Below are 25,612 nucleotides of genomic sequence, written 5' to 3' on the forward strand. Positions count from 1 at the left end.
TTCGGCGATGCTCCTCGTTCCGTCAGCCTCGCTGCCCGCCCTGATCACTGACAGTAGCCTCACCATGCACCTTCCCATTCCGCCGAGCATCAACCATCAATATGCAACTGTGAACGGCCGTCGTATTCTCTCGGCGGCCGGACGCCGGTACAAGACGGGGGTCGCCCGACAACTCTTGATCATGCTGTCCCAATCGCCCTCTCGGGGGAAGCTCATGAAGCTGCTCCAGACGAAATTCCTGTCGATCACGCTGCGCTGCCACTTCGGCTCGCCGCTCCGGCGCGACGTGGACGGGGGATTGAAGATTACTCAGGACGCAATCTGTGAAGCCCTGGGCGTCAATGACAATCGGGTCTTCGAGGTCCATCTCTACAAGGACTTCAGTGGCACAGTGCCCTCGTTGGAACTGACGCTCGAGCCCGCCGCTATTTCCGATCCGCCGCGCTAATAGCTCCTTCAATCCCTTCAAGCCCGGTCGGCATCGTCCGATACCCAATCGCTGGCGTGCGCGGCGGACAGCAAACCTCTACGACGCTCAAGACAATCTCTCTGGACTCACTTCGCGTGGGATGCATGTCGCCGCGCTCGACATTCCACGGTATCGATCACCGTTCCTTCGTTATCGGTTTGTCGTCCGCGTGCCGCGTCAGATCAAGAAACTTCGCCGGTGTCGACTGAGTGCAGTCACGATCGACACTCGAAAGGGGACATGTTCGGTGGAACGGCGATCGGCGACCCGCCCTCACCTCGATAAGCAGGAACGGGAGTTGTTTGCCTGGGCTGGCGAGGACTTGCTTGGATCGCTGCCACATGCGGCAGCCGAAGCGTACCCGGCGGCGAACAGTCGGTAACGTCACCTTGGTTACGTGCTATTCGTGCCGAAGCGCTTCGATGGGATTGAGGTGGGCAGCTTTATTCGCCGGATAGAGTCCGAAAAACAGGCCGACGGCGAGCGAGAACAGAAAGGCCACGACGACGGAATTCGGGGTGATGATGGTGGGCCAGCCCGCGAGTACCGTCGTGGCCCGCGCACTGGCGACCCCGAACAGAATCCCGATCATGCCACCGATGAGACCCAGCGTCATGGCTTCGATCAGGAACTGCAAAAGAATATGGCGCCGCTTGGCGCCTACGGCCATGCGCACCCCGATCTCACGCGTTCGCTCGGTGACCGAGACGAGCAAAATGTTCATGATCCCGATACCGCCGACGAGCAGCGAAATCGATGCGATCGCGAACATCATGAACGTGAGCGTTTCACTCGCGCCTTCCTGCACCTTTCCGATATCGACCTGAGTCCGAACGGTAAAGTCGTCCAACTGATCCGCTTGAAGGCGATGTCGCGCTCGCAAGACTTCCCGAATCTGCTCGACCGCTTCCTGGAGCTGATCGGCTCGGGCCGTCGAGCCGAAAATCGCGCCCACCATGCCGAGAAATTGTGTCCCGAGCACCTTCCGCTCGGCGGTCGTAAAGGGGATGAAGACGACGTCGTCCTGATCCGAGCCTTGCGCCGATTGCCCCTTCGGACTCAGCACGCCAATGACGCGGAACGGGACATTCTTGATTCGAATCGTCGAGCCGACCGGCTCTTCCCCCGGCTCGAAGAGGTTGTCGACGATCGTCTGCCCGATCACCGCCACACGGGCCGCGGAGTCCATATCCGCCTGGGTGATCGGACCGCCGCTCGTAAAGCTCCAGTCGCGGATCGTCAAGTAGCTTGGTGAGATTCCGTTGATGGGTCCGTTCCAGTTTCGATTCCCGTTGATGATTTGAATGACGTCCCGCTTCGCCCACCCCACGTCGATCAGCAACGGGACGCGTTTCTTCAGCTCGAGCGCGTCGTTCACCGTCAACGTCACCGCCCCGCCGGCCGCGCCGCGCACCCCGCCGACCGTCGTGGCGCCGGGAAAGATCACGATGACGTTCGTGCCCATGCTGGCCACTTGCGCACGAACCGCTTCCCTCGCGCCTTGTCCGATTGCCACCATGGCAATCACCGCGCCGACGCCGATCACGATCCCGAGCATCGTCAGGCCTGCCCGCATGCGGTTCCGGCTGAGGACGCGGAATGCCGTCATCATGGTCATCGAAATGAACGGAATCATCGCCGTGAGTCGGACAGCGCCCGAGCGAGCGGGCGCCGACGGTCGAGGACCAGTTGGCCATCCTTGACGACCAACTCGCGACAGGCATAGGCCGCGATATCGGGCTCATGGGTGACCACGAGCAACGTCAAACCTTCCTTCTCGTTCAAGCCGGTCAGGATCTCCATGATCTCCCGGCTCGATTCGGTGTCGAGGTTGCCGGTCGGCTCATCGGCCAAGAGGATGGAGGGCGAGGACACGAGCGCCCGGGCAATCGCCACGCGCTGCTGCTGCCCCCCAGACAGCTGTGAGGGATAGTGGTCTTCGCGCCCGCTCAAGCCCACTCGCCGCAAGGCTTCGGCGGCGAGCGCGCGCTGCTCCCTCAGCGGCACGCCTCGATAGAGCAGCGGGAGCTGCACGTTCTCAAGCGCGCTGGTCCTCGGAATCAAATTGAAGTTTTGGAAGACGAAGCCGATTTGACGATTTCGAATCTCCGCCAATTCATCGGCCGACGCGGTCGCCAATTCACGGCCCTCGAGCCAGTAGTGTCCCTTCGTCGGCGTATCGAGACAGCCGATAATGTTCATCAGGGTCGACTTCCCCGAGCCGGAGGCGCCCATAATCGCGACGAACTCTCCTCCGTCGACACTCACCGTCACGCCACGGAGCGCCTGCACCTCCACATCACCGACCCGGTAAATTTTCCAGAGGTCCTGACAGAGGATCACAGGACGGTTGGCAACAGCGTTCGAAGTTCGAGGTTCGAGGTTCGAGGGTTGGAGTTCAGAAGCGTGCTGCATCAGAAAACTTCAACGAACAACTTCGAACCTCGAACCTCGACCGTCGAACATGTCTTACATTCCCCGGTCCCGTGAGCTGCGCCGTTGGCCCGAGCCAAAGCCCGGAGGCAGGTTGTCGGGTCGTCGTGCGCCTCGAACCGTTTCAATGCCGATGATGACTTGGTCGCCATCCGTCAGGTCCTCACCGATCACCTCGGTAAAGCTGCCGTCCGAAATGCCGACCTGCACGGGAACCGGCTCCGGCTCTCCGGACGCTGCAAGCTTCCAGACGCGCTTCGCACCGTTCGCGTCGGCTGCCCGCGTCTGGGCCGCCGGCATGGCTTGCACCGGCGCGACGTCCACGCGCTCGGAGCGCGGGGAAAAGCGCAGCGCGGCGTTCGGCACCTTCACGGCATTCTCCCGCTGCGCGACGATGATCGAGACGTTGGCCGTCATCCCTGGCTTCAGGTGTAAATCTTTGTTCTCCACGCCGATGACCACATCGTACGTGACGACGTTCTGCACGCTCACCGGGGCGTTGCGGACCTGCCGCACGTGCCCGTGGAACTCGATTCCTGGATAGGCATCGACCGTAAAGATCGCGTCCTTGCCGACCGTCATTCCGCCAATGTCTGATTCACTGACATTCGTATCGACCTGCATCTGCGTCAGGTCCTCGGCGATCAAGAACAACGTCGGGATCGAAAAGTTTGCGGAGAGCCGCTGGCCGACTTCGACCTGACGCGAGATCACCGTACCGTCGACGGGAGAACGAATCACCGTGTAGGTCAGATCAAGCTCGGCCGCCTCCAACTGCGCTTGCGCCTGTTTCACCGCCGCTTCCGCCACCGCCAGCTGGGCTATCGCCCCTTCGTGGGCGGTGAGTGCAGTGTCGACGTCGGCTTGCGAGACGAATTGCTGCTTGAGCAGTACCTGCACGCGATCCAACTCGCGCTTGCGTTGCGCCAGATCGACCTTCGCTTTGATCAGAGCCGCCTTGGCATTCGCCAGATTGGCCGCGGCTTGATCACGCCGTGCCCGATAGGGGAATGGATCGATCCGGGCCACCACCTGTCCCTTTTTCACCTGTGAGTTGAAGTCGGCATGGAGGCTCTCGATCATGCCCGATACTTGACTGCCCACCTGCACGGTAGTGACCGGATTGATCGTGCCCGTCGCCGTCACAGTCGAGACGATCAACCCGCGCTCGACTTGGGCGGTTCGATACCGAATCGGAGGCTTGCGCTCACCGCTAAAGATGACGTACCCGCCGATCGCGACCGCGACGGCCAGGACGCTGATAATCCAAATGGCCTTGCGCATGGTCATCATTCTACGTGGTTTGCGACTGACCGAGCAAGCAAGGACCAGGAATGGGAAGTGACGAATCCGACGCACGACGATGGAGAGACGAGCGGCTCGTGCGAACGCCGGAGGGTACTGGAACAGCTGGACGTGTGGTGGAGGTTATTGCGTGACGCTGATGCGGTCCTTGAGTAGGTCGAACGTGGCCTTGGGCATCACGTTCCTGGCCACCAGCTCGCCCTTTACTTTATAGGGTCGGTTGGCGATCACGCGATCGGCCATGTCTTTGGTCAGACCGAGGAAGAGCACCATGTCGCTGGCCGAAGCGGTATTGATGTTCACCGCCGACATGCCCGGCGGCGAAGGCGGTTGCGGGACGGCTTGGCTGGGACCGGGAGCCGGCGCGGCGGCTTCCGGAGCAGGCATCGGCTGCTGAGGCGGGGCCGGCGATTTCGGCAAGGTCGGCGGCGTCGGCAACGCAATCGCCCGTTCACGCTCCTTCAATTCCTTTTGATAGCGCGCGACCGTGGCCTTGAGCGTTTCGTTGTGCTTCTTCACGTCTTCATACTCTTGCCGGATCATCCGGTACTGGGCCGTCAAATCCTTGACCTTCTGTTCCAGCTCCTTGGTCCGCGTGTCGATGCTCGACCGCTCCTTGTCCCGGCTCTCTTTGATGCGCTGGAGCTCGGCCGACGTAAACTCCGCATCCGCCGTCAACTTCGAGTTGGCGTCCTTCAGGCTCTTGACCTGCTGCTCGAGCGCGCTCTTCTGCGCGCGGACCTTTTCGAGATCGGCTTTGACGGCGTCGGACTCAGCAATCGCGCCCATGTACTTGTCCTTGCTCACGCACCCGATCGGTGCCGCGATCATCAGTGCGATGCCGAACGCCAGAACCCGATTCATGTCGCCTCCCGCCTGATCATGATCAACATAATAGCGAAATCGCAAAATAGCGAAATCGATTGATGTGTAGTTCATGATTGGTGTTTTGTCAATAGCGCCTCGCTCAGCTCCGTGCTGCGCGATCCTTGACTGGCTCAGCCAACTCTGTGATCATGCCGCCGCTCATCCAGGGACTCTACATGGCGGATCGTGACGGGACGTGGGGACTGGAACTCGCGGCGATTCTCGGCGTCATCGAGGGATTGACCGAGTTCCTCCCCGTCTCTTCCACGGGCCATCTCATCATCGCCGGTCATCTCTTGGGCTTTACGGGCGCGGTCGCCGACAGCTTCGAAGTCGCCATCCAGCTCGGCTCCATTCTCGCCATTGTCGTGTACGAGTGGCAGAAGATCGCCATGCTGCTCTCGCAGGCGATCAAGGATCAGGCATCACTGTTCGAATTGGTGCGCGGGCATCGGAGGAGCCGCAACCGGAATTGGGCAGAACTTGTGGACTATTCGATGCGGCAACACCGGAGCTTGTGGTTCTTGGTCGGTCTTGGCGTGGCCTTTCTCCCCGCGGCGCTCGTGGGGTTCGTCGCTCACGATTGGATTGAAGCGTCCTTGTTCAACCCGGCCACCGTCGCCCTCGCCTTGATTGTCGGGGGAATCATCATCCTCTGGGTGGAAATGAGGCCGCGATCGCCCGAGGTCACCGACGTCACACAGACAAACTTGCGGAAAGCCCTCTCGGTTGGCGTCGCGCAATGCTGCTCGTTGTTTCCCGGCGTGTCGCGATCCGGCGCGACGATCATCGGCGGTCTGTTGGTGGGCATGGACCGACGGACGGCAACCGAGTATTCGTTCTTTCTCGCGCTCCCCACCATGATCGTCGCGACCGTCTACAAGCTGCTCAAGTCGCTCGCCCTCTTCGGCGATCAGGATATGATGGCGCTGGCCGTGGGCTTGGTCGTTTCGTTTCTCGTCGCCTGGGCGGTGATCGCCGCCTTTCTCACGTTCGTCAAGCGACACACACTCCGCGGCTTCGCCTACTATCGAATTGCCTTGGGCGCGCTCGTGCTCTTTATGGTTCGTTGAGTTCGCAGGATCAATCGCGAAGAGGACAGCATGACCGATACCGTGAAAGTCTTCGACACCTGGGTCACCGGCACGCAAGGCACGCTGCACTTCGATGTGATGACGACCGATGAGGAGACTGCACTCCGGCTCGCGAAGGAGTATTTGAAGAGCATCGGGGAAGACGCTGCCGTGGTGACGGCCAAGGAATGCCAATTCTGCCACAGCGAGCCGCTGGTCTTCTTCTCGGCCGAGCAGCAGCGGCAGTTCAAGGAGCAGGGCGGGTTTATCGTGAAGCTGCCGGCGTGAACGCGTGGCCGTCAATTGCAATCGTACTCGGATTAACGATTGACGTCTTGCTGCAACACCGGCTCGGCGCGGGACTCTTTCTTCTCGAGAGCAAAGCGGAGGATGAGGAAGAAGACGCCGACACTGATGGCGGCATCGGCGACGTTGAATGCCGGCCAGTGGTAGCCGCCGATGTAGAAGTCCAGGAAGTCGATCACTTCGCCGAACCGCAGCCGGTCCAACAAGTTCCCGATCGCGCCGCCGAGGATCCCGGCGATGCTCAATTGCCCCACCCAGTCGTCCTCGCGCAGCCGAAAGAAAATCATGCCGAGCAGGCCGAGCGCGAACACGGAGGTCAGCCCGAAGAAGATCAGTCGAAATGCCTGACCGCTCGACGCCAGCAGGCCGAAGGCCGCTCCGGGATTTCGAATGTAGGTCAAGCTAAAGAAGTCCGGGATGATCGGAATGGACTCGTGCAGGCGCATCGCCGTCATCACCTGCACTTTGCTGAGTTGATCGATTACGACCGTTGAGACCGTGACGAGTGCGAGGATGAGATAACGACTCTTTCCATTCCTCATCGAATCGCCTCGAGGCACCGATCACACAAGGTGAGATGGTCCGTGTCGATCCCGACCGATTCGCGGTAATTCCAGCATCGTTCGCATTTCCGGCCTTGTGCGGGAGTCACCTCGACGCTCAGGCCTCCCTCTCCACCGCTGTCCAGTTCCACCTGTGAGACGATGAACACCCCCGGCAAGTCGGTCCGATACGATTGTAGCAGCCGATGGGTCTGTTCGTCTGCCCGCAGCCGAACCCGTGCTTCCAAGCTCGACCCGATCGTCTTGTCACGCCGCTTCGCCTCGAGCGCATTCTGCACGGCTTCTCTGACCGCGAGCAACTGTTGCCACCGTTGGTCGAGCGTGGGGTCGCGCCACTGCGGCTGCGACTGAGGCCACGAGGCGAGGTGGACGCTGGCCTTCCCCGACTTTGCCTGCTCCGGCAGCATCCGCCAAATCTCTTCAGCAGTAAAGCTCAAGATCGGTGCCATGAGTCTCGTGAGTGCGACAAGAATCTCGAGCAGCACTGTTTGCGAGCCGCGGCGGAGCGGCGAGTCCCGGCGGAACGTATACAGCCGATCCTTGAGGATATCCAGGTACACCGCGCTCATGTCGACCGCGCAAAAATTATTGAGCGCGTGGAAGATCGTGTGAAACTCGAACGCCTCGTAGGCTTTGGTCACGCGTGGGATCAACTCGCCAAGCCGCAGGAGCGCCCAGCGATCCAATTCAGGCAATCGCTCGTACGGCACCGTATGCAACGCCGGATCGAAGTCATAGAGGTTGCTCAAGAGGAACCGGCAGGTATTGCGAATCTTGCGATATGCTTCGATCAGGTGATTCAGGATCTCTTGTGAGATCCGCAAGTCTTCGCGATAGTCCTGCGCCGCAACCCACAGTCGAAGGATCTCCGCGCCCGATTGCTTGATCACGTCCTGCGGCGCAACGACGTTGCCCGCCGACTTTGACATCTTCTTGCCCTGGCCATCGACGACGAAGCCGTGGGTCAAGACAGCGTCGTACGGCGCGCGGCCGTCGGTCACCACCCCGGCGAGCAAGGCGCTGTGAAACCACCCGCGATGCTGATCCGACCCTTCGAGGTACAAACTCGCCGGCCACCACCCGCGCGGCTTCAAGACCGCCGCGAAGCTCACGCCGGATTCGAACCACACGTCGAGAATGTCGCGCTCTTTTTCAAAGGTGGAAGCCCCGCATTGACACGTCGTACCGGCCGGCAAGAGATCCGCCGCCGAACGTTGGAACCATACATCCGCCCCGGACGCTTCGACGAGATCCGCCACATGGCGGATCACCGCCGGATCGGCGAGCACCGATCGGCATGCCGTGCAGGTGAATCCGGGGATCGGCACCCCCCAGACCCGTTGTCGCGAGAGGCACCAGTCGGGCCGATTGGCGATCATGCCCCCGATCCGGTCTTTCCCCCAGCTCGGGATCCAACGTACTTTGTGCTCGATCTGATCGAGCGCACGGCGTCGGAGATCGTTCGTCTCCATCGCGACGAACCATTGCTCGGTCGCGCGGAAGATCACGGGATTTTTGCAGCGCCAGCAGTGCGGGTAGGAGTGCGCGAGGCTGAGATTGTCTTTGTTGACCAGCAGGCCCTTTTCCCTGAGCCGCTCGATGATCTTGGGATTCGCCTTGAAGACATGCTGCCCGGCGAACTCGGGCACCTCGGTCGTGAACCTCCCCTGATCGTCCACGGGCGCGAGAATCTTGAGGCGCTCCGCTTCCGGCAGCGACGGGTTGTTGGCCATCGCGAGGAGATAGTCCTCCTGCCCGTGGCCGGGCGCGATGTGCACGCACCCGGTCCCTTGCTCGAGTGTCACGAAGTCACCCAGCAGAATCGGGGAAAGGCCGTCAGACAGCGGGCGCCGGCAGAGCAGCTTCGTGTCGGAGCGAGAGAGGGCCGCGCCCTTGAGCTTGCCCTGACCGACAAGGCTGTATTGAAATCCGCACTCTTTCGCGACGGTCGGCAAGAGCAGCTCGGCGATGATGAACACTTCATTCCCCACCTGCGCCAACGCGTAGTCGTAGTCCGGATGGACAGCAATCGCTTGATTCGCAGGCAACGTCCACGGCGTGGTCGTCCAAATGACGATCGACACCCGTTCGATCCCTTGGTCCGTCGGCAATCCGATCCCGTATCGCTCAAATTCCGGCAACGATGCCTGCACCGGGAACTTCACATAGATCGAGGGCGAGGTATGGTCGTCGTACTCGACCTCGGCTTCGGCCAGTGCGGTCTGATCGTAGGTACACCACAGCACCGGCTTGAGGCCCTTGTAGACATCGCCTGCCTCGACGAATTTGCCGAACTCGCGGACGATGGTAGCCTCATACTGGCGATCCATCGTGAGATAGGGATGCGCCCAGTCACCCAACACGCCCAGTCGTCGGAACTCGTCGCGCTGGATCTGCATGTACTTCTCGGCATACTGCGCGCACAGTTTCCGAATCGCGATCGTATCAAGCTGGGCCTTCTTCTCGCCCAGCTCCTTCATCACCTGATGCTCGATCGGCAGACCATGGCAGTCCCAACCGGGCACGTACGGCGCATGATAGCCCGCCATGGTCTTCGACTTGACGATGATGTCCTTCAGGATCTTGTTCAGCGCGTGGCCGATGTGGATGCGGCCGTTGGCGTACGGCGGGCCGTCGTGCAGCACGTAGCGGGGCCGGGATTCTTTCTGCCCTAGCTCTTGAATGCGCTCATAGAGGCGCTGCTCCTCCCACCAGTCCAGCATCTCCGGCTCCCGTTGCGGCAGATTGGCCTTCATCGGGAAGTCGGTGCGCGGCAGATTGAGCGTCGATTTGTAATCCATCATTCAGAAGTGCTGAGTGCTGAGTCGTGAGCATAATAATGGAAGTGGGAGAGCGATTGAATCGTCCCCAACTCAGCACTCAGCATTGAAAAGTGACAGTTAGCTGATCGCCATCATGCGGTCAAGGGCAATCTTCGCCCAGGCCTTCTCATCGTCCGGCACCGTGATGTGGTTGACCACGTGCCCTTCGGCCAGGTTCTCCATTGCCCAGCAGAGGTGGGGAGCGTCGATGCGGAACATCGTCGCGCACTGGCAGACCATTGAAGAGAGGAAGAACACCTTCTTGTCCGGCTGGTCGCGCTTCAACCGGTTGACGAGGTTCAGCTCCGTCCCGACCGCCCAGATCGAGCCGGCCGGCGCCTGGCTCACCGTGCGGATGATGAACTCGGTCGAGCCTACGAGATCGGCCTTGTTCACGACGTTCTCATGGCACTCCGGATGGACGATGACCTTGCCCTCCGGGTACTGCTTTCGAAAGTGATCGACGTGGGTCGGCTGGAACATTTGGTGGACGCTGCAGTGGCCTTTCCACAGAATCAGCCGCGCGCGCTTGATCGCGTCCTTTGTATTTCCGCCGTTCGGCATGTACGGATCCCAGACGATCATCTCCTCGCGCGGGATGCCCATTTTGTTCGCCGTATTGCGGCCCAAATGTTCGTCCGGGAAGAACAAAATCTTCTCGCGCCGCCCCCAACACCACTCCATCACGGCGCGGGCGTTGGAAGACGTGCAGGTAATGCCGCCATGCTCGCCGCAAAAGGCCTTGAGGACCGCTGCCGAGTTCACATAGACCGCCGGCATCACCGTCTCTTCAACCGGCAGCACACGGCCGAGCTGCTCCCAGCATTGCTCGACCTGCTCGATCGCGGCCATGTCAGCCATCGAGCAGCCCGCGGCCAAATCGGGCAGAATGACGGTTTGGTTCGACCGGCTGAGGATGTCGGCCGTCTCGGCCATAAAGTGCACACCGCAGAAGACGATGTACGGGCGATCAGCGTGCTGGGCGGCCAACTTCGCCAGCATCAGGGAGTCGCCACGGAACTCCGCATGCTCGATCACTTCATCGCGCTGGTAATTGTGACCCAGGATGAGCACGCGGTCGCCGAGTGAGCGTTTTGCGGCGACAATGCGGGCAAACAGCTCGTGCGCCGACAAGTGCTGATAGTCGGTAATTGGTAGTTGAAGCGGTGCGACTGTACTCACGGTCACCATACGTAGTTGTCGCAGTGAAACATAGATGCCACATTGTACGTCACAGGGATCGGACAATCAATCAACCGAACGGCTCATTCCCCATTGGACCCAGCACTCAGAGGGCCGGAATGGCAATTGACTTTGGAAAAAACAGAAGTGTACGATCCGTCTAGCTAGGGGAGCGTTGTCGTTGGCCGTGCACCGTTATTCGAAGAACGAATAACGAGAGACGATTAACGGCAAGATGCTGAGAGTCCTTGAGGACAACCCTCAGAACCTGACCTGGGTAATGCCAGCGTAGGGAAGCGGACAGCGAGTGGATCACGACTCAAGCCGCGCCCGCCCCAGGTGCGGCTTTTTTGTTTGCAGATTCGGAGGATACCATGAGCGATTCGGAACCCAGAGACAACGGCCACAGTCATGATGGGGCCAACGGCACCGTTCACGACCACTCGCGTGCCGCATCCGTCACCACCACCCCGTTCCCCGCTTCGCGCAAGATCTATGTCGAGGGCCGTTTGCCGGGGGTCCGCGTCGCCATGCGAGAAATCGCGCTCTCGCCAACCCGTCATGCCAACGGTGGACCGCCGTCACTCAACGACCCGATCATCATCTACGACACGTCCGGTCCATACACCGACCCGGATGCACATATCGACCTTCGTGCCGGGCTTCCGCCGTTTCGTGCCCGGTGGATCATCAGCCGCGCCGATTCGGAAGAGCTCGCCCAAGTCAGCAGCGAGTATGGCCGGATGCGTGCGGCCGATCCCCAGCTTGCGTCCCTTCGGTTCCAGCACATCCGCAAACCACTGCGCGCGAAACCCGGTCGCAACGTCACCCAGATGCACTACGCGCGCAAGGGCATCATCACGCCCGAGATGGAATACATCGCAATTCGTGAAAACCAACGCCGCGAGGTCGCCCGCGACTTGATGCAGTCCGGCAACGGTCACGGTGGCGGGGTTCGGGAGCATCCGGGGCAGGCGTGGGGCGCGAGTATCCCGGCGGTCATTACCCCGGAGTTCGTGCGGGATGAGGTGGCGCGCGGCCGGGCGATCATCCCGGCAAACATCAATCATCCCGAGTCCGAGCCGATGATCATCGGCCGAAACTTCCTCGTCAAGATCAATGCGAACATCGGCAATTCCGCCATCGCGTCCTCGATCGAAGAGGAAGTCGAGAAGATGATCTGGGCGATCCGCTGGGGCGCCGATACGGTGATGGATCTCTCCACCGGCAAGAACATTCACGAGACGCGCGAGTGGATCATCCGCAACGCCCCCGTGCCGATCGGCACCGTACCCATCTACCAAGCGTTGGAAAAAATCGGCGGGAAGGCCGAAGAGCTGACGTGGGAAATTTATCGGGATACGCTGATCGAGCAGGCCGAGCAGGGGGTGGATTACTTTACAATTCACGCCGGCGTGCGGCTCCAATACATCCCGCTCACGGCCAATCGCATGACCGGCATCGTTTCTCGCGGCGGCTCGATTCACGCGAAATGGTGTCTGGCGCATCACCAGGAGAATTTCGCCTACACCCACTTCGAAGAGATTTGCGAGATCATGAAAGCCTACGACGTCTCATTCAGCCTCGGGGACGGCCTGCGGCCCGGCTCGATTGCCGATGCGAACGATGCCGCGCAGTTCGCCGAGCTCGAGACGTTGGGCGAGCTGACACGAATTGCTTGGAAGCACGACGTCCAAGTGATGATCGAGGGGCCTGGGCACGTGCCGATGCACCTCATCCAGGTCAACATGGAGAAGCAACTCAAGGAGTGTCACGAGGCGCCCTTCTACACGCTCGGGCCGCTCACGACCGACATCGCGCCCGGCTACGATCACATCACGTCCGGGATCGGCGCGGCGATGATCGGCTGGTACGGGTGCGCGATGCTCTGCTACGTCACGCCGAAAGAACACCTCGGGCTCCCCAACAAGGAAGATGTCAAGGCGGGGGTGATCGCCTATAAGATTGCCGCGCATGCGGCCGACTTGGCGAAGGGCCACCCGGGCGCGCAGGCGCGGGATAATGCGATGTCGAAAGCACGCTTCGAATTTCGCTGGGAGGATCAATTCAATCTCTCGCTCGACCCCGACACCGCCCGGGCCTACCACGACGCGACGCTGCCCGACAACGCCGCGAAGGTCGCGCATTTCTGCTCAATGTGCGGCCCGCATTTCTGCTCGATGAAGATCACCCAGGACGTACGCGACTACGCGACCCAAAAGCACCTCGACGAGCAGCGGGCGCTCGAAGTCGGCATGAAAGAGAAGTCGGAAGAGTTCAAAAAGGCCGGCGCTGAAATCTATCTCTGAGGTCGACCATGGCGAAGCCCCAACCTGCTCCCTTGCGAGAACGTGACATTACACGCCAGATCGCGCGCGAGTACTACAAGGAGTTCGATCAGCTCATCGAGAGCGATGTGATCATCGTGGGGGCGGGTCCATCGGGGCTGATCTGCGCCCGCGACCTTGCCTCAATGGGCTTTCGCACGCTGGTCGTGGAGCAATCGCTGGCCTTGGGCGGCGGCTTCTGGTCGGGCGGCTATTTGATGAACAAGGCGACGATTTGCGCGCCGGCGAACGAGATTCTCGAAGAGCTGGGCGTGCCGTGCAAGCAGGTCAAAGACTGCGACGGCATGTACATCGTCGATCCGCCGCACGCGACCGGCGCCTTGATCGCAGGCGCCTATCAAGCCGGGGCCAAAGTCATGAACCTGACCAAGGTCGTGGACCTTGTGCTTCGGCAAGATGGCGTGCTCGAGGGCGTCGTCGTGAATAATTCAACCGCCGAGACGGCGGGCCATGACGTCATCCATGTCGATCCGATCGCGCTGGAGAGCAAGATCGTCGTGGATGCGACCGGCCATGACGCCGTGATCGTCGACCTGCTGCACCGGCGCAATCTGTATAAGGCGGTGCCGGGCAATGGCGCCATGTGGGTCTCGCGCTCGGAAGAAAACATCATGGACTACACCGGCGAGGTGTATCCGAACTGTTTCGTCATCGGCCTCGCTGTCGCGGCGGTGTACGGCACACCGCGGATGGGTCCGGCATTCGGCTCCATGTTGCTCTCCGGCCGCTACGGCGCCGAACTCATCAAGAAGAAGCTGAAGCAGGAATGATCGCGGGTCCCGTCGCCGAGCAGCCCAGAGGTGCTCACTCCCCGGCCGCCTCACCATCTCGGCGGCGCGCACAAGCATGGCGCTCTTTATTCATCGCGCCGTGCGCCCCATCTCCAGTGGGGCCCTTTCGTTGCGCTAACCGGAAAAGGAGGGGCGTCCAACGGGAAAGAGTTGGTCTTGGCCAGCTCCGGGTTGGGCGGGTGAGATAGACGCCTGGGGCGGGTGGGTGAGAATGACAGCCTGCTCGACGCCAACGGCGATCGTGAGATAAATGAGATAAAAAAAGGCAGAATGGATCTTCAAGATTTCTTGCTCCAGGGCGAAGGTAGTGAGGAGGCCAAGCGGGAGGCCTGGAACTACTTCCAGAAAGCCTATGAAGTGCAAATGAAGGGCGATCTGGAAGAAGCGGTGGAGTTGTACAAGCGTTCCATCGAGGCACATCCCACCGCGGAAGCGCACACGTTCCTCGGGTGGACGTATAGCTTCATGGGGAAATTGGATGACGCGATCGACGAATGCCATCGCGCGATCGCGATCGATCCGGAGTTCGGCAATCCGTACAATGATATCGGTGCGTATCTGATCGAGAAGGGCGAGTTCGACGACGCGATCCTGTGGTTCGAGAAAGCGATGCAAGCCAGGCGCTATGAGAGTCCGGCGTTCCCGCACTTGAACTTGGGACGGGTCTATGAGCGCAAAGGACGCTGGGATGATGCGCTGGAGTGCTACAAGCGGGCGCTCACGCTCAATCCCCACTATGCGCTCGCGAAGAAAGCCCTCGCGCGGCTCATCAGCATGCTCAATTAAGAGGATGGGTGAGCGAGAGGAAAAGGAGTTCGCTGGTGAAGGGATCAGAAGAACCGATAACGATTCTCGCTGCGGTCAACGATGTCTTTTTCTACACGAAGATTCGTGATGCGTTCCGAGATCGGTATGCGGTCGAGCGAGCGAAGAGCCAATCGGACATGAGCGAGAAAGTGAGCGGGCTCGTCCCCGCTGCAGTGATCCTCAATATGAACGATGATAAGATCGATGCCTTTCAGGCCCTTGCTGACTTGAAACGCGTGGCGGACGGGCGCATCCCTGTCCTTGCATTCGCGAATCACGAGGAAGTCGAGACGTGGCGGCGGGCGAAGGAGCTGGGCGTGACCAAGATCGTCTCGCGGAACGAGTTCTCGGTCAGGATGCGCGCCTTGGTCGATGACGTCCTTGCCAACGGCTCCGCCGCTCACCATCTCGATGCCACCATGAGGAAACCCTCGGTCAACGAACCATGACACAACTTCGTCTGCATCATCAGCACGTCAAGCAAGGCGCGATCTTTCACGGCGTCGCCGGCTGGCAGGTGCCGGCGCATTACGGTGATCCGATCGCCGAGCACCAGGCCGTCCGAGAGACGGTGGGAATTGCGGACCTCTCTCATCGGGGCAAGGCACGGGTGACCGGCGATGACCGCGTGAAGTGGCTCCAAAGCGTCATCAGTAACGATATTCTGCCGCTCACGCCGGGCAAAGGCGTCTGCTCGAGCTTTCTCAGTCACAAAGGGAAGATCCTCTCCCACTTTCGCGTCTATTTACTCTCCGACGCGCTCATGCTCGAGGATGCCGGAGAGGTCGGCGATGTAACCTATCAGGCGCTCCGCAAGTTCCTGCTCTACGGCACGAAAGCGAAATTGGAGAACTGCACCGAGTCGTGGGGGCTCTTGCTCGTGAGCGGGCCCCGCGCGTCCGACCTGATCAAGGCAGCCTTCGACGTCGATGCGACCACGCTGTCCCACTTGTCCTTCACGATCCACCGCATCGGCCATCATGACGCGCTCCTGATTCGGACTGAGGAGACCGGTGAAATGGACATCGAAGTCCTGCTGCCCGCGGACGGCATCACGGCGGCATGGGAGAGGCTCTGGTCCGTCGGTGCGCCGATGGGATTAAAGGCCGTTGGGGCGGAAGCGCGTGAGATGCTGCGGCTCGAAGCGGGACTCCCACGACTGGGGGCCGAACTGACGGAGGAGATTGTCCCACCTGAAGCCAACCTGGAGGGAAATTCGTTCAGCCTGACCAAAGGCTGCTACCCGGGACAGGAAGTCGTCGCACGGATGGACACCTATGGCAGCGTCCGTCGCCGCCTGGTTGCGCTCGTCCTGCATGATCCCGTCGTCCCGTCTAAGGGCGCCAAATTGTTCAGCGGCGAGCGAGAGATCGGGTGGGTCAGCAGCGCCGCCCACTCCCCCTCGTTCGGCTGCACGATCGCGCTCGGCTTTCCGCTCCGCGACTTTACCAGCCCCGGCACGAACATCTCCGTGGAGGTCGACGGCCAACGCCACGAGGCCACCGTTCGCCCACTCCCGCTCTATAGCCGCAGCTAGCATTGCTCATCCCACACTTATCGTTCGGGATTGCGTGCCGACGTGACCGCTTTCGCAAACGCGAGCACACTCCTTCGCTCCTCCTCGTCGAGAGCCAGCAAAAGATGGGCCTCCTCGCCGTGCATCAGTCGTAGGCTCAAGAATGGCTCCTCGCGGCGCTTCTCGCGGTTCTCCCACACGCCGTCGATCACCTGCACTTTGTCGAGGTGACCGACGGACACGATGTCGTAGCGAAAATAGGCATCGCCGATGACCATATCGAAGAGCACGTTTCCGACCGTGAGGACGAGCACGTTGAACCGACCTTGATCCTCGTACCCTTCCGGTAAGTAGCGGTTGGCATGCAGATAGGCGATCTTGCGGTCGCCAACGGCCGCGTGGATCTTCTCGCGCAACGCGGGGTAATCGATTTGCAGCGGCCGCTCGTCAGGACCCGTCGCGGCAGCCGCCGCCGCTTCGATTCGCGAAAAGAGATCCCCTGCCGTCATCAATCCAGCCATAATCACTCCTTCTCGTTCGCTCGATTGCTATAAGTTCTTCAGCTCAGCGCCCGCCGGCCGGGGCGCCGGTCATTTTCATGCGGACGGCCCGGATGATGCCCACGGCGGCGAGAGCCATCCACGTGAATTCCAACAACACGAACCCGATCTGGCGCTCGAGAATCGCGACCACCCCGAGCAGTAACGAGCCGATGATGTTCAGGGCGAGGTACCCGGCGTCCAATTCTCGCCAGAACCCGATCTGGATCATCGCATACGCACCAAGCACCATGAGTGCGCCAAGAACGGAAATGGATTGAACGATCATTGCGCGGTTCTCAGAACCCACGGGATGTTCAAACGGCCGCCCTTTGTACCACCCGGCCCACGCCAAGACGGGCCTCCTTCGGGAGGCCGAATGCGAGCACGAAGCGGGCGGTTTTTATCAGCATCCCTTCAAAACGGCCCCTGAACGTACGGCATGGCGCGGGCCGAATGCAAGGGCTTACTGAGCGGGCGATGCATGCATCGTGTGGGTGAAGCGGGCGGCGCCGGTCTCATCGCGAAGCGTCACGGTCAACGAGCCGTCGTCGACGCTGACCACGCCGAAATTCGAAAAGCCGCCATCCGAATAGAGCGTCGTCGGATTCAAATCGGGATTCGGCGGCAGGGGACGACCGGGAGCGGCCGACAGTGGTCCACAAATCAACTCATAAAAGTCGGTGGTCCCGTCACGATCCGCATCGTAGCGGTTGACCTGCGCATAGTGGACGTCGCCCGCGAGCCACACCACATTGCGAATACGGTGGCTGATGATGTGCTGAACGATCGTCTGCAGCTCGGTCAAGAAGCCGGTCCCATCCGTTGCCCTCGCCCAACTGTCGTTGCCCGGTACCGTCATCGTCCCGCCTTTGGGATTGGAGAGCGGCACGCTTGTCGCAAGTACTTTCCACGTGGCCGTCGATCGAGTCAGCCCATCAAGGAGCCATTGACGTTGTGCGCTGCCCAGCATCGTCTTCTGCGGCCCATCCTTCTCGCTGTTGGCACTCCGGTATTGGCGCGTATCCAGTAGGAAGAGTTCGAGATCCTTCCCCCATCGCACCGAACGGTAGAGGCGCGTCGGGTCATCGGACGCCGTGGTGATCGGCCAGTATTCGAGCAGCGCTTGCCGGCCCGCCGGCATCCACGGGTCTTGCGGGCCGGCGAAATTATTCCGAACTTCGTGGTCATCCCACATCACGAAGACCGGCACGACCCGGAGAAACCGCTGCAGCGCGGCCGCCTCGCGCTGATAGCGATGCTTGGCGCGATACTGATCCAACGTCGACGCGGTGAAGTCACTGCCGGGCTCATTGGGCGGCGAAGGGCAGCGATCGTCGGCATAGATGCTGTCCCCAAGCAGGATGGCAAATACCGGCGCGGCTTTGAGGATTTCAGTAAAAATGGGATAACCGTCTCCTCCCCGTCGACAACGTTGTTGGCCACCGAGATCACCACTCCACGCGAACGTCACGGGACGGCTCTGATCCGGCGACTCCGCCGTTCGAAACGACCCGCCCGCATCACCGGATGCCCGGAGCTCGTCCTCGCGGCCTTCCGGCTTCCCGGTCAAGACCGCGTATCGATACATCTGTCCCGCTTTGAGGCCCGTGAGGAGAACCTTCGCCGTATAGTCCTGCTCGAACGTCGTGTCGACCAACGAGGAGCGGCCCGTCGCTCCGTCGTCCGCCCTCCATTCCACGACAGCCTTAGCCGGGCCATTGGTCCTAAACCACACGAGCGCGGAGTGAGCCGAGACGTCACCGACGGCAACACCTTGAGGAACAGGTCCGGTTCCGGGTTGGGGATGTTCGGCAAAGGGACTGCCGGGCGGTAGTCCCGGAATCGCATCCGCTCCACAGCCCGCCGTAACACAGAGGAGACCGGCTGCAAGCAACGGCCACAGAAAGCATCTTCGATTCTCTTTCACTCTATTTCCCTCGGATTTTAGTGCGTCGATCGATCGTGGACCACGGAGAAGCGAGACGAGAACAAGCGGGCGAGAGCTGCCCCTTGCGGTCCTCGTCGTGCCTCCGGCATACTGACAGGGCGATTCAACGAGAGGTTATGAGGCATGAATGAGGAACGTTGCATGATTCAAGGATGTTCTGCCCGCGTCTATGCACCCGGCGGCACCAGCTCCTTGTGCAAAGAGCACTTCGTCAATTTCGTCAACTGGCGCCGGCGCCGTGGTCCGGCGATGTTCACGAAGTACGCCGCCATGACGATGGAAGAACGTGATGCGGTGGTCGCCGAATGGAGCAAGACGGTGAAGGCCATTGAATGAGACGCAAAAACGTTCGAGGCTCGAAGTTCGACGTTCCAGGTTGAAGAAGGGCCGGTTACCCCGCTAATCCCAGTTCCAGCCTTGCTCCTATTTCTGAATCTCGACTCCGACTCCGCTTACGGCTCCTGTTCGGTTAGCCTCGAACTTGCAACGTCGAAGGCTTTTTCGAATTACATCACCGGCGACCCGTGGTGATGGATCATCAACCACTGGTCGCCGACTCGCTCATAGAGATTGGTCGCCAATACCTGACTCTCCTGCACGCTCTCGCCTTGCCGGCTGGTGATCTGCTCGGTGCAAATGACCCACCCCAGGTCGCCGGCCACTTGGACCAAAATCTCCGTCAAGTCGAACTTCATCGAAAACGTATTATTGAAAATCAAGACCCAGGAATCCCGAACTTCCGGCCACCCGACTCGCTGCGTCCAACCCGGGTGAATACATGTCACGTAGTCCTGCTTAGCCCACACCACATCCATTCGCGCGATATCGAGACTCTCGAACGCCTCGTAGAACGCGCGATTGGCGTGACTCAATTCTTCGATGCGTTGCTGAATCATCTCAGCCTCGGCAGTGGAGGCGTATCATAGCGGAATCAGCCTCGTCCTTTCATCGCCTTTTTAAGGACTTGGTCCACGGCATTGCCTCAAGGCCGTCTCTGCGTGGTATAACGACCGACATGACCGACGCTCATCCGCGCCACCCGTTCCATCCACATCCGCTGCTCACACACCCCGACTTGATGACGCTGATTCCGCGATACTGGCCGCGGCGGCATTTGCTCCGCGACGTCCCGAGCGAGTCTCGTTTCTTCACCGTCCAGCCCGGCAGTCGGATCCTGGGCTTCTGCCATTGGCATGCCGAGCGGCTGCGCCACCCCACACTGATCCTGATTCATGGTCTCGAAGGATGCAGCGAGTCCCACTATATGCGCGCCATCGCCACCAAGGCATGGCGTGCCGGATTCAACGTCATCCGTTTGAATCAACGAAACTGCGGCGGGACGGAACATGAGACGCCGACGCTCTATCACAATGGCTTGAGTGGAGATCTACTGGCCGTCGCGACCGAGCTGACCGAACGGGACCGACTCCCGGCCCTCTGGCTCGCCGGCTACTCCATGGGCGGCAATCTCGTCCTTCGGATGGCAGGCGAGGTCGGCGGCGGGTTTCCGCCGCTGAAAGGAGTGGCGACCGTCTGCCCGAACATTGATCCCGCCGCATGCATCGAGGCATTGGAGCAACGTCGCAACTGGTTCTACCATCGGTTCTTCCTGCGGAGCTTGCAGGCACGGCTTCGGCGAAAGGCGCAACTCTTCCCCGGGAGATTCGACCTCACCGGTCTCCAAGCAGTGTGCAGCATGCGCGAGTTCGATGATCGCTACACGGCCCGCGATGGCGGATTTCGCGATGTGGACGATTACTACGACCGCAGCGGCGCCCGGCACGTCTTGGCAAACATCGCCGTCCCAACCTTGATTCTGACCTCCGAAGATGACCCGTTCATTCCGCCACAGATGTTCCGCATCCCGGCCATTACCGGCAACCGTGCGATCCGGCTGATCATGCCGCGCCATGGCGGGCACTGCGGGTTTTTTCAGCGTCCGCGCCCGGATGAGGACTGTTATTGGGGGGAAAACCGGCTGATCGACTTTATTTCAGCGGGGGCCGAAACGTGGAAGGAGTTCGGGCGGCCTCTGGTTACAGATACGGAAAGGGATCACCCGCACGCCGACGGCCATGCGGGTAGGAGGCCAGCAGTTTCTTTCGCTGGTCGGGCTTCAGGATCGCTTCGGCGGCCCGCAAGGTTTTGAACCCTTCCAACCGTACGGCGGTTTGCGCCTGGTCCGACTTCCGCAAGGCCGCTTCGATCTCCTCGAACGAAGACTTGTCGTCCTGGACCAAGGTTTGGACATGCAGTTCAGCGACCATGAACTCCGCCTCGGCGGCGAGTCTTGCTTCCTCGTAGCTGACGATCAACGATTCGAATTGTGCGGCTTGGTCGCGTGAGAGTTGATACTCTTTTTTCTGCGCGACGAGGGCTTGCAACATCTTGAGCACAAAGTCGTCGTTGTCACCGGCGGCCGGGACGTGGGCCGCATCGAGTACCTCGCGGATTTTGGGGAGTAATGTTTCCGGACTCAGCGGCTTTTGAAGGAAGGAGGCACTCTCTTCGAGAATGTTCTCACGGAACAGCATATCTTTCGGGTAGCCCGAGATGTAGAGCGTCTTCGTGTCCGGCCGGAGTGCCTCCAACCGCCTCGCCAATTCCCTCCCATTGATCCCGGGCATCATCACATCCGCGACCATCAGATGGATGGGGCCACGATGCCGCGCCGAAACCATCAAAGCGCCGCTGTTGAACTGCGCGTCGAGAACCGAGTAGCCCTTCATTTTGAGCGTTTCGCGAATGAGTGCCCGGACCGTGTTGTCGTCGTCCACGACCAGCACTGTCTCTTTTCCGCCAGGAAGTTGATCAAATGAGATACTCACGCGTCGCCTTCCGTCCTATGGATAAGTCCCGTATGAGTATAAACGATCTTTCGTGTTTCGCTACAAAAATCTGCTAGTTGAGTTCCTCTATGCCTCGGCCGTTCTTCCGGTTTCACCGAAGGTTTGAGTCTCGCACGATATTTGCTGATCACCGTTAGGACACCTAAATGGTCGTTACGCCGTTCACTGCTTGGCCGCGAAGGATCCCAGATGACCCAGCAGAAGCCCGACGCCACGACTCGATTGGAAACCATCCTGCTCGTTGACGATCACGTCTCCGTCCGCAAGCTCGTCGGGACAGTCCTCAGCGGCCGGGGGTATCGGGTTCTCGACGCTTCGGATGGCGATGAGGCAATCCGCATTGGAACCGAGTACGAGGGGCCGATTCACTTGCTCCTGACTGACGTGGTGATGCCGAGGATCAGTGGACCCGACGTGGCGGAGCGCCTCCTCGCCCTTCGTCCCGCAGTCCGCATTGTCTACATGTCGGGCTATATGGGAGAAACGCTGTTGAAACGGCTGAACGTCACGCACTGCGATGGATTCGTGCAAAAGCCGTTCGGGCTTGATGAATTGCTGAGAAGCGTTCGCGCCGCGCTCGATCACGCCGAGTTCTCATCCTAATCAGCGGAGCGAGGGGACACCACGATTTCGACACGGCGATTTTTCTGCCGTCCCACGTCGGTACCGTTGCTCGCGACCGGCCGTGTTTCAGCATAGCCCACCGCGGACAGCCGGTCGGCCGAGACGCCCCCGGCCTCCAACGCACGCAACGCGTTCGCGGCCCGCGCGCGTGAGAGTTCGAGATTGGTGCGATATTGCCGGGCCAGCTTGCCGCCGATAGGGATATTGTCGGTATGCCCGCCGATTTTGATCAGCCGGTCTGGAACGGATTTCAGCACATCCCCGACGAGTTTGAGGACTTCAATCCCCGCAGGCTTCAGCCTCGCCTCACCGGACTCGAATAGCAGATCGTCTGCTAGATTGATGACCCACTGCTCCCCCTTGCGGTGAACGGTCATCGTGCCCTTGGCGATTTCCGGCTGCAGCACTGTGGCCAATTCTTCGTACGTCTGGATGATGCGTCCCTCTTCTTCGGCCGCTCCTCTTCCACGGGCCCGCTCCTCCGCGAGCTGCCCTTCTAGGTCGCGCACCCGCTTTTCCAGCGCAGCCAGCCGCGCCTCCTCCGCCGCCCGCTGCTCCGCGCCGACCGACTCCTGGCGGCTGTCATCCCCGATCTTCTGAAGCATCTGGCATCCGATCAGAACGACCGGAGCAATGGCCAGCAGTGTCGCGAACAGGAGGCGCATCAGGCAATGAGAATGAGATTGGAGTGGCAATCGATTCCCGCGTCTCTCCGGTAAGTATAGACGGATTTCGGGAATACGCCGGCCGATCGTGTGCAGGAGGCATCAGCCGGCCCCGAACGAAAGAAGATGGCCGTTAGGCAGCTTTGACATCGGCCGTGCAGGCCCGACAGCGGGTCGCTTTGAGCGGGATATCGGACAGGCAGTAGGGACATGGTTTGGTCGTCGGGACCTCGGACGCCGGCTCCGGCTTTCGTGTCCAGCGATTAACTTGCCGCACGAGCATGAAAATCACGAAGGCCACGATCAGGAAGTCCAGCGTCGACTGGAGAAACACGCCATAATTGATCGTCGGCGCCCCGGCCTCTTTAGCCTTTGCAAGCGATTCAAACGGCTGTGATGCAAGATTGACAAACAGGTTGGAGAAATCCACGCGCCCGACGATCATGCCCATCGGCGGCATGAGAATGTCATTGACCAAGGAGGTCACGATCTTGCTAAAGGCTGCTCCGATAATGATGCCCACCGCCATATCAAGAACATTGCCGCGCATGGCAAAGTCTTTGAACTCTTTGAGCATGGTCGCCTCCTTGCCTAGGTGGAACGACAGTCTGCTCTCTGCTCCTATCAAATGCGTAGCCCGTTGTCCATATGGAAGAGGCGCCGTGCGCAGAAGAGTCACCCGTCACCGATGCTCGATCTGGATCATTTCTACTGAGATTGGCGGTCAAAATACGTGACGCAGGTCAAGCGTCGGGGGAAGGGGTGAGCAGCAGACCGAGGTCGGTCAACCGCCGGTAGAAGGTCGCCCGGCTCATCCCGAGCAGCCGAGCGGCCAGCGTGCGGTTGCCATGGGCCCGTTCAAGCGCTTCGCGAATTCGATCGGCTTCGTCCTTGGGATCCGCCGATCTTTTGACGTGCGGACTTGGCGTGAGCAATTCGCCCCGGACGATTTCGGGCGGTAGGTCATCGGCCTGAATGACGTCGCTTCGACAAGTGAGGACGGCCGCTTCAATGGCGCTCTTAAGCTCTCGAACGTTCCCGGGCCATGGATAACACGTCAAAATCTTCATCGCTGCCACACTGACCTCACGGACCGCCTTCCCCATCGCGGCGGCGCACTGCACGAGAAACGAGGTGACGAGGAGCGGGATGTCTTCGGGACGTTCCCTCAAGGCGGGTAAATGAATGCGGGCGACACGAATTCGATAGAGCAAGTCGGCGCGAAACGAGCCCTGACTCACGTCCTCAGCGAGGCGATGGTGGGTGGCAGCCAGAATCCGGACATCCACGGTCCGCGGTTTCGATTCCCCCACCCGCGTGATCGTCTTGTCCTGCAGCACGCGGAGCAGGCTTTTCTGCACCGCCGGCGACACATCCCCGATTTCGTCAAGGAACAGCGTGCCGCCGTTGGCCGCTTCGAAGAACCCCTGTTGGTGATCGAGCGCCCCGGTGAACGCTCCTTTCTTATGTCCAAAGAGCTGACTGGCGAGCAAACTTTCGCTGAGCGCCGCACAATTCACCGCAACGAAGGGGCCGTCCTTCCTGGTGCTCAACACGTGGATCGCGCGGGCCACCATCTCCTTGCCGGTCCCGGTCTCGCCTTCGATCAGCACCGTCGTCTCGGCCGGTGCAAAGGCCTGCACCTGTTCATACACATGCCGCATCGCTGGGCTCGTGCCGATGAGGTCGTGAAAACGGCTTTTTTCTTCCAATTGGCGGGCAAGCCGCTGAACCGTTGCTTCAGCCTGATGCCGTTGCTCGATGTTTCGGGCCCATTGCTCCGCGACCCGGAGACGAACATGGAGAAGATCGAGCCCCACGGGCTTCGCCATATAGTCGTTGGCGCCAGCCTCCAGGACTTCATTCAGATCCCCCACCTGGTCGCACGCGGTGATCATGACGATGATGCTCCGGTCACCGGTTGGATGCGACCGGATCAGACGACACAGCTCGAGCCCGTCCATGCCGGGGAGCCGCCAATCGAGCACGACAAGCGGATAGCGCTCGCGTTGATACGCCGTCCAGGCATGTTCGGCATCCCCGCATGCCTCGACGTGATGGCCTCGACTTACGAGCACCTTTTCGATGAGCCGACGCATGTCCTCGTCGTCCTCGACGACGAGGACGTTCAGGCCGCTCGTGCTCCGGCGGTGGGCCGGGGCCCGCGGAGGCGCGACACCGCCATCATTCATAGACCACCTCGAGCCGGTCCAAATACCGGGTCAGCTCCTCAACGGCGGTGGTGACATCTTCGATATTCCGGTCGGTGGCCGCTCGTTCGATGGCATGGCCGATCGATGAGATGCCGTCGAAGCCGTACCCCCCGCCGTCCCCTCTCATGCGATGGCCCAATGTCCGCATCGTCTCAAAATCGAGGCTGGCCAATGCTCCGTGCAGGCGCCGCACGTCGTTCCGGCGATTCTCCAAGAAGCCGGGGATCAGCTCTTTCAGGTCCGAGTCAATCGCCACGCGGATCGGTTCCTTCATCACCATGTACTCCTC

At 60.6% G+C, this 25,612-nt stretch carries 28 protein-coding genes and 1 riboswitch; of the genes, 12 read left to right on the forward strand and 16 right to left on the reverse strand.

The annotated features are described in order from the left end of the window. The first annotated feature begins 64 nt into the window (after nucleotides 1-64). Together AC1U7K_RS05435 and AC1U7K_RS05440 are read left to right on the forward strand one after the other, a co-directional pair. Nucleotides 65-448 (forward strand): RusA family crossover junction endodeoxyribonuclease, encoded by a 384-nt coding sequence (locus tag AC1U7K_RS05435; RefSeq protein ID WP_480249866.1) that lies wholly within the window; start codon nucleotides 65-67, stop codon nucleotides 446-448. 121 nt (nucleotides 449-569) lie between these two features. Beyond that, nucleotides 570-851, forward strand: a complete 282-nt coding sequence (locus AC1U7K_RS05440) for a DUF3391 domain-containing protein (RefSeq protein WP_480249867.1) — start codon at nucleotides 570-572, stop codon at nucleotides 849-851. A gap of 18 nt (nucleotides 852-869) precedes the next feature. On the opposite strand, the gene AC1U7K_RS05445 is transcribed toward AC1U7K_RS05440, so the two are convergent. The 4 genes from AC1U7K_RS05445 to AC1U7K_RS05460 form a co-directional block, all read right to left on the reverse strand. Next, nucleotides 870-2,081 (reverse strand): ABC transporter permease, encoded by a 1,212-nt coding sequence (locus tag AC1U7K_RS05445; RefSeq protein WP_480249868.1) that lies wholly within the window; start codon nucleotides 2,079-2,081, stop codon nucleotides 870-872. 20 nt (nucleotides 2,082-2,101) lie between these two features. Then, complete coding sequence (locus tag AC1U7K_RS05450; protein ID WP_480249869.1) at nucleotides 2,102-2,812, reverse strand: ABC transporter ATP-binding protein; 711 nt, start codon at nucleotides 2,810-2,812, stop codon at nucleotides 2,102-2,104. Between the two features lie 126 nt (nucleotides 2,813-2,938). Beyond that, nucleotides 2,939-4,186: an efflux RND transporter periplasmic adaptor subunit gene (locus tag AC1U7K_RS05455; protein ID WP_480249870.1), complete on the reverse strand. Its 1,248-nt coding sequence runs from the start codon at nucleotides 4,184-4,186 to the stop codon at nucleotides 2,939-2,941. 144 nt (nucleotides 4,187-4,330) lie between these two features. Further along, nucleotides 4,331-5,071, reverse strand: a complete 741-nt coding sequence (locus tag AC1U7K_RS05460; protein WP_480249871.1) for a helix-hairpin-helix domain-containing protein — start codon at nucleotides 5,069-5,071, stop codon at nucleotides 4,331-4,333. A gap of 179 nt (nucleotides 5,072-5,250) precedes the next feature. On the opposite strand from AC1U7K_RS05460, the gene AC1U7K_RS05465 reads away from it, so the two are divergent. Continuing rightward, nucleotides 5,251-6,147: an undecaprenyl-diphosphate phosphatase gene (locus AC1U7K_RS05465; RefSeq protein WP_480249872.1), complete on the forward strand. Its 897-nt coding sequence runs from the start codon at nucleotides 5,251-5,253 to the stop codon at nucleotides 6,145-6,147. A 30-nt stretch (nucleotides 6,148-6,177) separates the two neighbouring features. Continuing rightward, complete coding sequence (locus AC1U7K_RS05470; protein WP_480249873.1) at nucleotides 6,178-6,435, forward strand: DUF2024 family protein; 258 nt, start codon at nucleotides 6,178-6,180, stop codon at nucleotides 6,433-6,435. Between the two features lie 32 nt (nucleotides 6,436-6,467). Here AC1U7K_RS05470 and lspA read toward each other — a convergent pair whose 3' ends face one another. The 3 genes from lspA to nadA form a co-directional block, all read right to left on the reverse strand. Beyond that, nucleotides 6,468-6,995, reverse strand: a complete 528-nt coding sequence (gene lspA, locus AC1U7K_RS05475; protein ID WP_480249874.1) for a signal peptidase II — start codon at nucleotides 6,993-6,995, stop codon at nucleotides 6,468-6,470. Next, nucleotides 6,992-9,817, reverse strand: a complete 2,826-nt coding sequence (ileS, locus tag AC1U7K_RS05480; protein WP_480250240.1) for an isoleucine--tRNA ligase — start codon at nucleotides 9,815-9,817, stop codon at nucleotides 6,992-6,994. The genes lspA and ileS overlap by 4 nt, the downstream gene beginning before the upstream one ends. Before the next feature lie 99 nt (nucleotides 9,818-9,916). Continuing rightward, entirely contained in the window at nucleotides 9,917-11,020 is a 1,104-nt protein-coding gene (gene nadA, locus AC1U7K_RS05485) for a quinolinate synthase NadA (protein ID WP_480249875.1), read from the reverse strand. A gap of 156 nt (nucleotides 11,021-11,176) precedes the next feature. Next, nucleotides 11,177-11,332, forward strand: a riboswitch (TPP riboswitch). A gap of 62 nt (nucleotides 11,333-11,394) precedes the next feature. On the opposite strand from nadA, the gene thiC reads away from it, so the two are divergent. The 5 genes from thiC to ygfZ all read left to right on the forward strand — a co-directional run bounded on the left by thiC (nucleotide 11,395) and on the right by ygfZ (nucleotide 16,503). Further along, complete coding sequence (thiC, locus tag AC1U7K_RS05490) at nucleotides 11,395-13,329, forward strand: phosphomethylpyrimidine synthase ThiC (RefSeq protein ID WP_480249876.1); 1,935 nt, start codon at nucleotides 11,395-11,397, stop codon at nucleotides 13,327-13,329. Between the two features lie 8 nt (nucleotides 13,330-13,337). Beyond that, nucleotides 13,338-14,138, forward strand: coding sequence for a sulfide-dependent adenosine diphosphate thiazole synthase (locus AC1U7K_RS05495; protein ID WP_480249877.1), 801 nt, complete (start codon nucleotides 13,338-13,340; stop codon nucleotides 14,136-14,138). A 291-nt stretch (nucleotides 14,139-14,429) separates the two neighbouring features. Then, nucleotides 14,430-14,945, forward strand: a complete 516-nt coding sequence (locus AC1U7K_RS05500; RefSeq protein WP_480249879.1) for a tetratricopeptide repeat protein — start codon at nucleotides 14,430-14,432, stop codon at nucleotides 14,943-14,945. A gap of 35 nt (nucleotides 14,946-14,980) precedes the next feature. After that, nucleotides 14,981-15,415, forward strand: coding sequence for a response regulator (locus tag AC1U7K_RS05505; RefSeq protein WP_480249881.1), 435 nt, complete (start codon nucleotides 14,981-14,983; stop codon nucleotides 15,413-15,415). Beyond that, complete coding sequence (gene ygfZ / locus AC1U7K_RS05510; protein ID WP_480249882.1) at nucleotides 15,412-16,503, forward strand: CAF17-like 4Fe-4S cluster assembly/insertion protein YgfZ; 1,092 nt, start codon at nucleotides 15,412-15,414, stop codon at nucleotides 16,501-16,503. The genes AC1U7K_RS05505 and ygfZ overlap by 4 nt, the downstream gene beginning before the upstream one ends. Before the next feature lie 17 nt (nucleotides 16,504-16,520). On the opposite strand, the gene AC1U7K_RS05515 is transcribed toward ygfZ, so the two are convergent. From AC1U7K_RS05515 to AC1U7K_RS05525, 3 genes are all read right to left on the reverse strand, one after another. Further along, a complete protein-coding gene (locus AC1U7K_RS05515) occupies nucleotides 16,521-17,003 on the reverse strand; it encodes a hypothetical protein (RefSeq protein ID WP_480249883.1) in 483 nt (160 codons plus the stop codon). Between the two features lie 43 nt (nucleotides 17,004-17,046). Then, entirely contained in the window at nucleotides 17,047-17,376 is a 330-nt protein-coding gene (locus tag AC1U7K_RS05520; protein ID WP_480249884.1) for a CBU_0592 family membrane protein, read from the reverse strand. 111 nt (nucleotides 17,377-17,487) lie between these two features. Beyond that, on the reverse strand, nucleotides 17,488-18,951 hold the full coding sequence (locus AC1U7K_RS05525) for an alkaline phosphatase D family protein (RefSeq protein ID WP_480249885.1): 1,464 nt from the start codon (nucleotides 18,949-18,951) through the stop codon (nucleotides 17,488-17,490). A gap of 162 nt (nucleotides 18,952-19,113) precedes the next feature. On the opposite strand from AC1U7K_RS05525, the gene AC1U7K_RS05530 reads away from it, so the two are divergent. Then, complete coding sequence (locus AC1U7K_RS05530) at nucleotides 19,114-19,308, forward strand: hypothetical protein (protein ID WP_480249886.1); 195 nt, start codon at nucleotides 19,114-19,116, stop codon at nucleotides 19,306-19,308. A 170-nt stretch (nucleotides 19,309-19,478) separates the two neighbouring features. Here AC1U7K_RS05530 and AC1U7K_RS05535 read toward each other — a convergent pair whose 3' ends face one another. Next, the gene (locus tag AC1U7K_RS05535; protein WP_480249887.1) at nucleotides 19,479-19,868 is read right to left on the reverse strand and encodes a nuclear transport factor 2 family protein; all 390 of its coding nucleotides are present in this window, start codon (nucleotides 19,866-19,868) and stop codon (nucleotides 19,479-19,481) included. Nucleotides 19,869-19,987: 119 nt separating this feature from the next. On the opposite strand from AC1U7K_RS05535, the gene AC1U7K_RS05540 reads away from it, so the two are divergent. Then, nucleotides 19,988-21,121 carry a YheT family hydrolase gene (locus AC1U7K_RS05540; protein ID WP_480249889.1) on the forward strand — a complete coding sequence of 378 codons (1,134 nt, stop codon included), beginning with the start codon at nucleotides 19,988-19,990 and terminating at the stop codon, nucleotides 21,119-21,121. Here the strand turns inward: AC1U7K_RS05540 and AC1U7K_RS05545 are convergent. After that, nucleotides 21,009-21,800: a response regulator gene (locus AC1U7K_RS05545; RefSeq protein ID WP_480249890.1), complete on the reverse strand. Its 792-nt coding sequence runs from the start codon at nucleotides 21,798-21,800 to the stop codon at nucleotides 21,009-21,011. The two genes, AC1U7K_RS05540 and AC1U7K_RS05545, sit on opposite strands and share 113 nt — an antisense overlap. A 210-nt stretch (nucleotides 21,801-22,010) precedes the next feature. Between AC1U7K_RS05545 and AC1U7K_RS05550 the strand changes: the two genes are divergently transcribed. Beyond that, nucleotides 22,011-22,424: a response regulator gene (locus AC1U7K_RS05550; protein WP_480249891.1), complete on the forward strand. Its 414-nt coding sequence runs from the start codon at nucleotides 22,011-22,013 to the stop codon at nucleotides 22,422-22,424. Here AC1U7K_RS05550 and AC1U7K_RS05555 read toward each other — a convergent pair. From AC1U7K_RS05555 to AC1U7K_RS05570, 4 genes are all read right to left on the reverse strand, one after another. Then, entirely contained in the window at nucleotides 22,421-23,110 is a 690-nt protein-coding gene (locus AC1U7K_RS05555) for an OmpA/MotB family protein (protein WP_480249892.1), read from the reverse strand. The two genes, AC1U7K_RS05550 and AC1U7K_RS05555, sit on opposite strands and share 4 nt — an antisense overlap. 133 nt (nucleotides 23,111-23,243) lie before the next feature. Continuing rightward, a complete protein-coding gene (gene mscL, locus AC1U7K_RS05560) occupies nucleotides 23,244-23,687 on the reverse strand; it encodes a large conductance mechanosensitive channel protein MscL (protein WP_480249893.1) in 444 nt (147 codons plus the stop codon). Between the two features lie 166 nt (nucleotides 23,688-23,853). Next, nucleotides 23,854-25,302, reverse strand: coding sequence for a sigma-54-dependent transcriptional regulator (locus AC1U7K_RS05565; RefSeq protein WP_480249894.1), 1,449 nt, complete (start codon nucleotides 25,300-25,302; stop codon nucleotides 23,854-23,856). Then, on the reverse strand, nucleotides 25,295-25,603 hold the full coding sequence (locus AC1U7K_RS05570) for an Hpt domain-containing protein (RefSeq protein ID WP_480249895.1): 309 nt from the start codon (nucleotides 25,601-25,603) through the stop codon (nucleotides 25,295-25,297). Before AC1U7K_RS05570 ends, AC1U7K_RS05565 begins: the two co-directional genes overlap by 8 nt. Nucleotides 25,604-25,612: the final 9 nt, after the last annotated feature.

It is taken from the genome of Nitrospira sp. Vd2 (genome assembly GCF_979581665.1).

Coding starts and splice junctions, on each gene's coding strand:
- AC1U7K_RS05435 (WP_480249866.1), top strand. CDS start 65: ATGCACCTTCCCATTCCGCCGAGCATCAACCATCAATATGCAACTGTG.
- AC1U7K_RS05440 (WP_480249867.1), top strand. CDS start 570: ATGCATGTCGCCGCGCTCGACATTCCACGGTATCGATCACCGTTCCTT.
- AC1U7K_RS05445 (WP_480249868.1), bottom strand. CDS start 2,081: ATGATGACGGCATTCCGCGTCCTCAGCCGGAACCGCATGCGGGCAGGC.
- AC1U7K_RS05455 (WP_480249870.1), bottom strand. CDS start 4,186: ATGCGCAAGGCCATTTGGATTATCAGCGTCCTGGCCGTCGCGGTCGCG.
- AC1U7K_RS05460 (WP_480249871.1), bottom strand. CDS start 5,071: ATGAATCGGGTTCTGGCGTTCGGCATCGCACTGATGATCGCGGCACCG.
- AC1U7K_RS05465 (WP_480249872.1), top strand. CDS start 5,251: ATGGCGGATCGTGACGGGACGTGGGGACTGGAACTCGCGGCGATTCTC.
- AC1U7K_RS05470 (WP_480249873.1), top strand. CDS start 6,178: ATGACCGATACCGTGAAAGTCTTCGACACCTGGGTCACCGGCACGCAA.
- lspA (WP_480249874.1), bottom strand. CDS start 6,995: ATGAGGAATGGAAAGAGTCGTTATCTCATCCTCGCACTCGTCACGGTC.
- ileS (WP_480250240.1), bottom strand. CDS start 9,817: ATGGATTACAAATCGACGCTCAATCTGCCGCGCACCGACTTCCCGATG.
- thiC (WP_480249876.1), top strand. CDS start 11,395: ATGAGCGATTCGGAACCCAGAGACAACGGCCACAGTCATGATGGGGCC.
- AC1U7K_RS05495 (WP_480249877.1), top strand. CDS start 13,338: ATGGCGAAGCCCCAACCTGCTCCCTTGCGAGAACGTGACATTACACGC.
- AC1U7K_RS05500 (WP_480249879.1), top strand. CDS start 14,430: ATGGATCTTCAAGATTTCTTGCTCCAGGGCGAAGGTAGTGAGGAGGCC.
- ygfZ (WP_480249882.1), top strand. CDS start 15,412: ATGACACAACTTCGTCTGCATCATCAGCACGTCAAGCAAGGCGCGATC.
- AC1U7K_RS05515 (WP_480249883.1), bottom strand. CDS start 17,003: ATGGCTGGATTGATGACGGCAGGGGATCTCTTTTCGCGAATCGAAGCG.
- AC1U7K_RS05530 (WP_480249886.1), top strand. CDS start 19,114: ATGATTCAAGGATGTTCTGCCCGCGTCTATGCACCCGGCGGCACCAGC.
- AC1U7K_RS05535 (WP_480249887.1), bottom strand. CDS start 19,868: ATGATTCAGCAACGCATCGAAGAATTGAGTCACGCCAATCGCGCGTTC.
- AC1U7K_RS05540 (WP_480249889.1), top strand. CDS start 19,988: ATGACCGACGCTCATCCGCGCCACCCGTTCCATCCACATCCGCTGCTC.
- AC1U7K_RS05550 (WP_480249891.1), top strand. CDS start 22,011: ATGACCCAGCAGAAGCCCGACGCCACGACTCGATTGGAAACCATCCTG.
- AC1U7K_RS05555 (WP_480249892.1), bottom strand. CDS start 23,110: ATGCGCCTCCTGTTCGCGACACTGCTGGCCATTGCTCCGGTCGTTCTG.
- mscL (WP_480249893.1), bottom strand. CDS start 23,687: ATGCTCAAAGAGTTCAAAGACTTTGCCATGCGCGGCAATGTTCTTGAT.
- AC1U7K_RS05565 (WP_480249894.1), bottom strand. CDS start 25,302: ATGAATGATGGCGGTGTCGCGCCTCCGCGGGCCCCGGCCCACCGCCGG.
- AC1U7K_RS05570 (WP_480249895.1), bottom strand. CDS start 25,603: ATGGTGATGAAGGAACCGATCCGCGTGGCGATTGACTCGGACCTGAAA.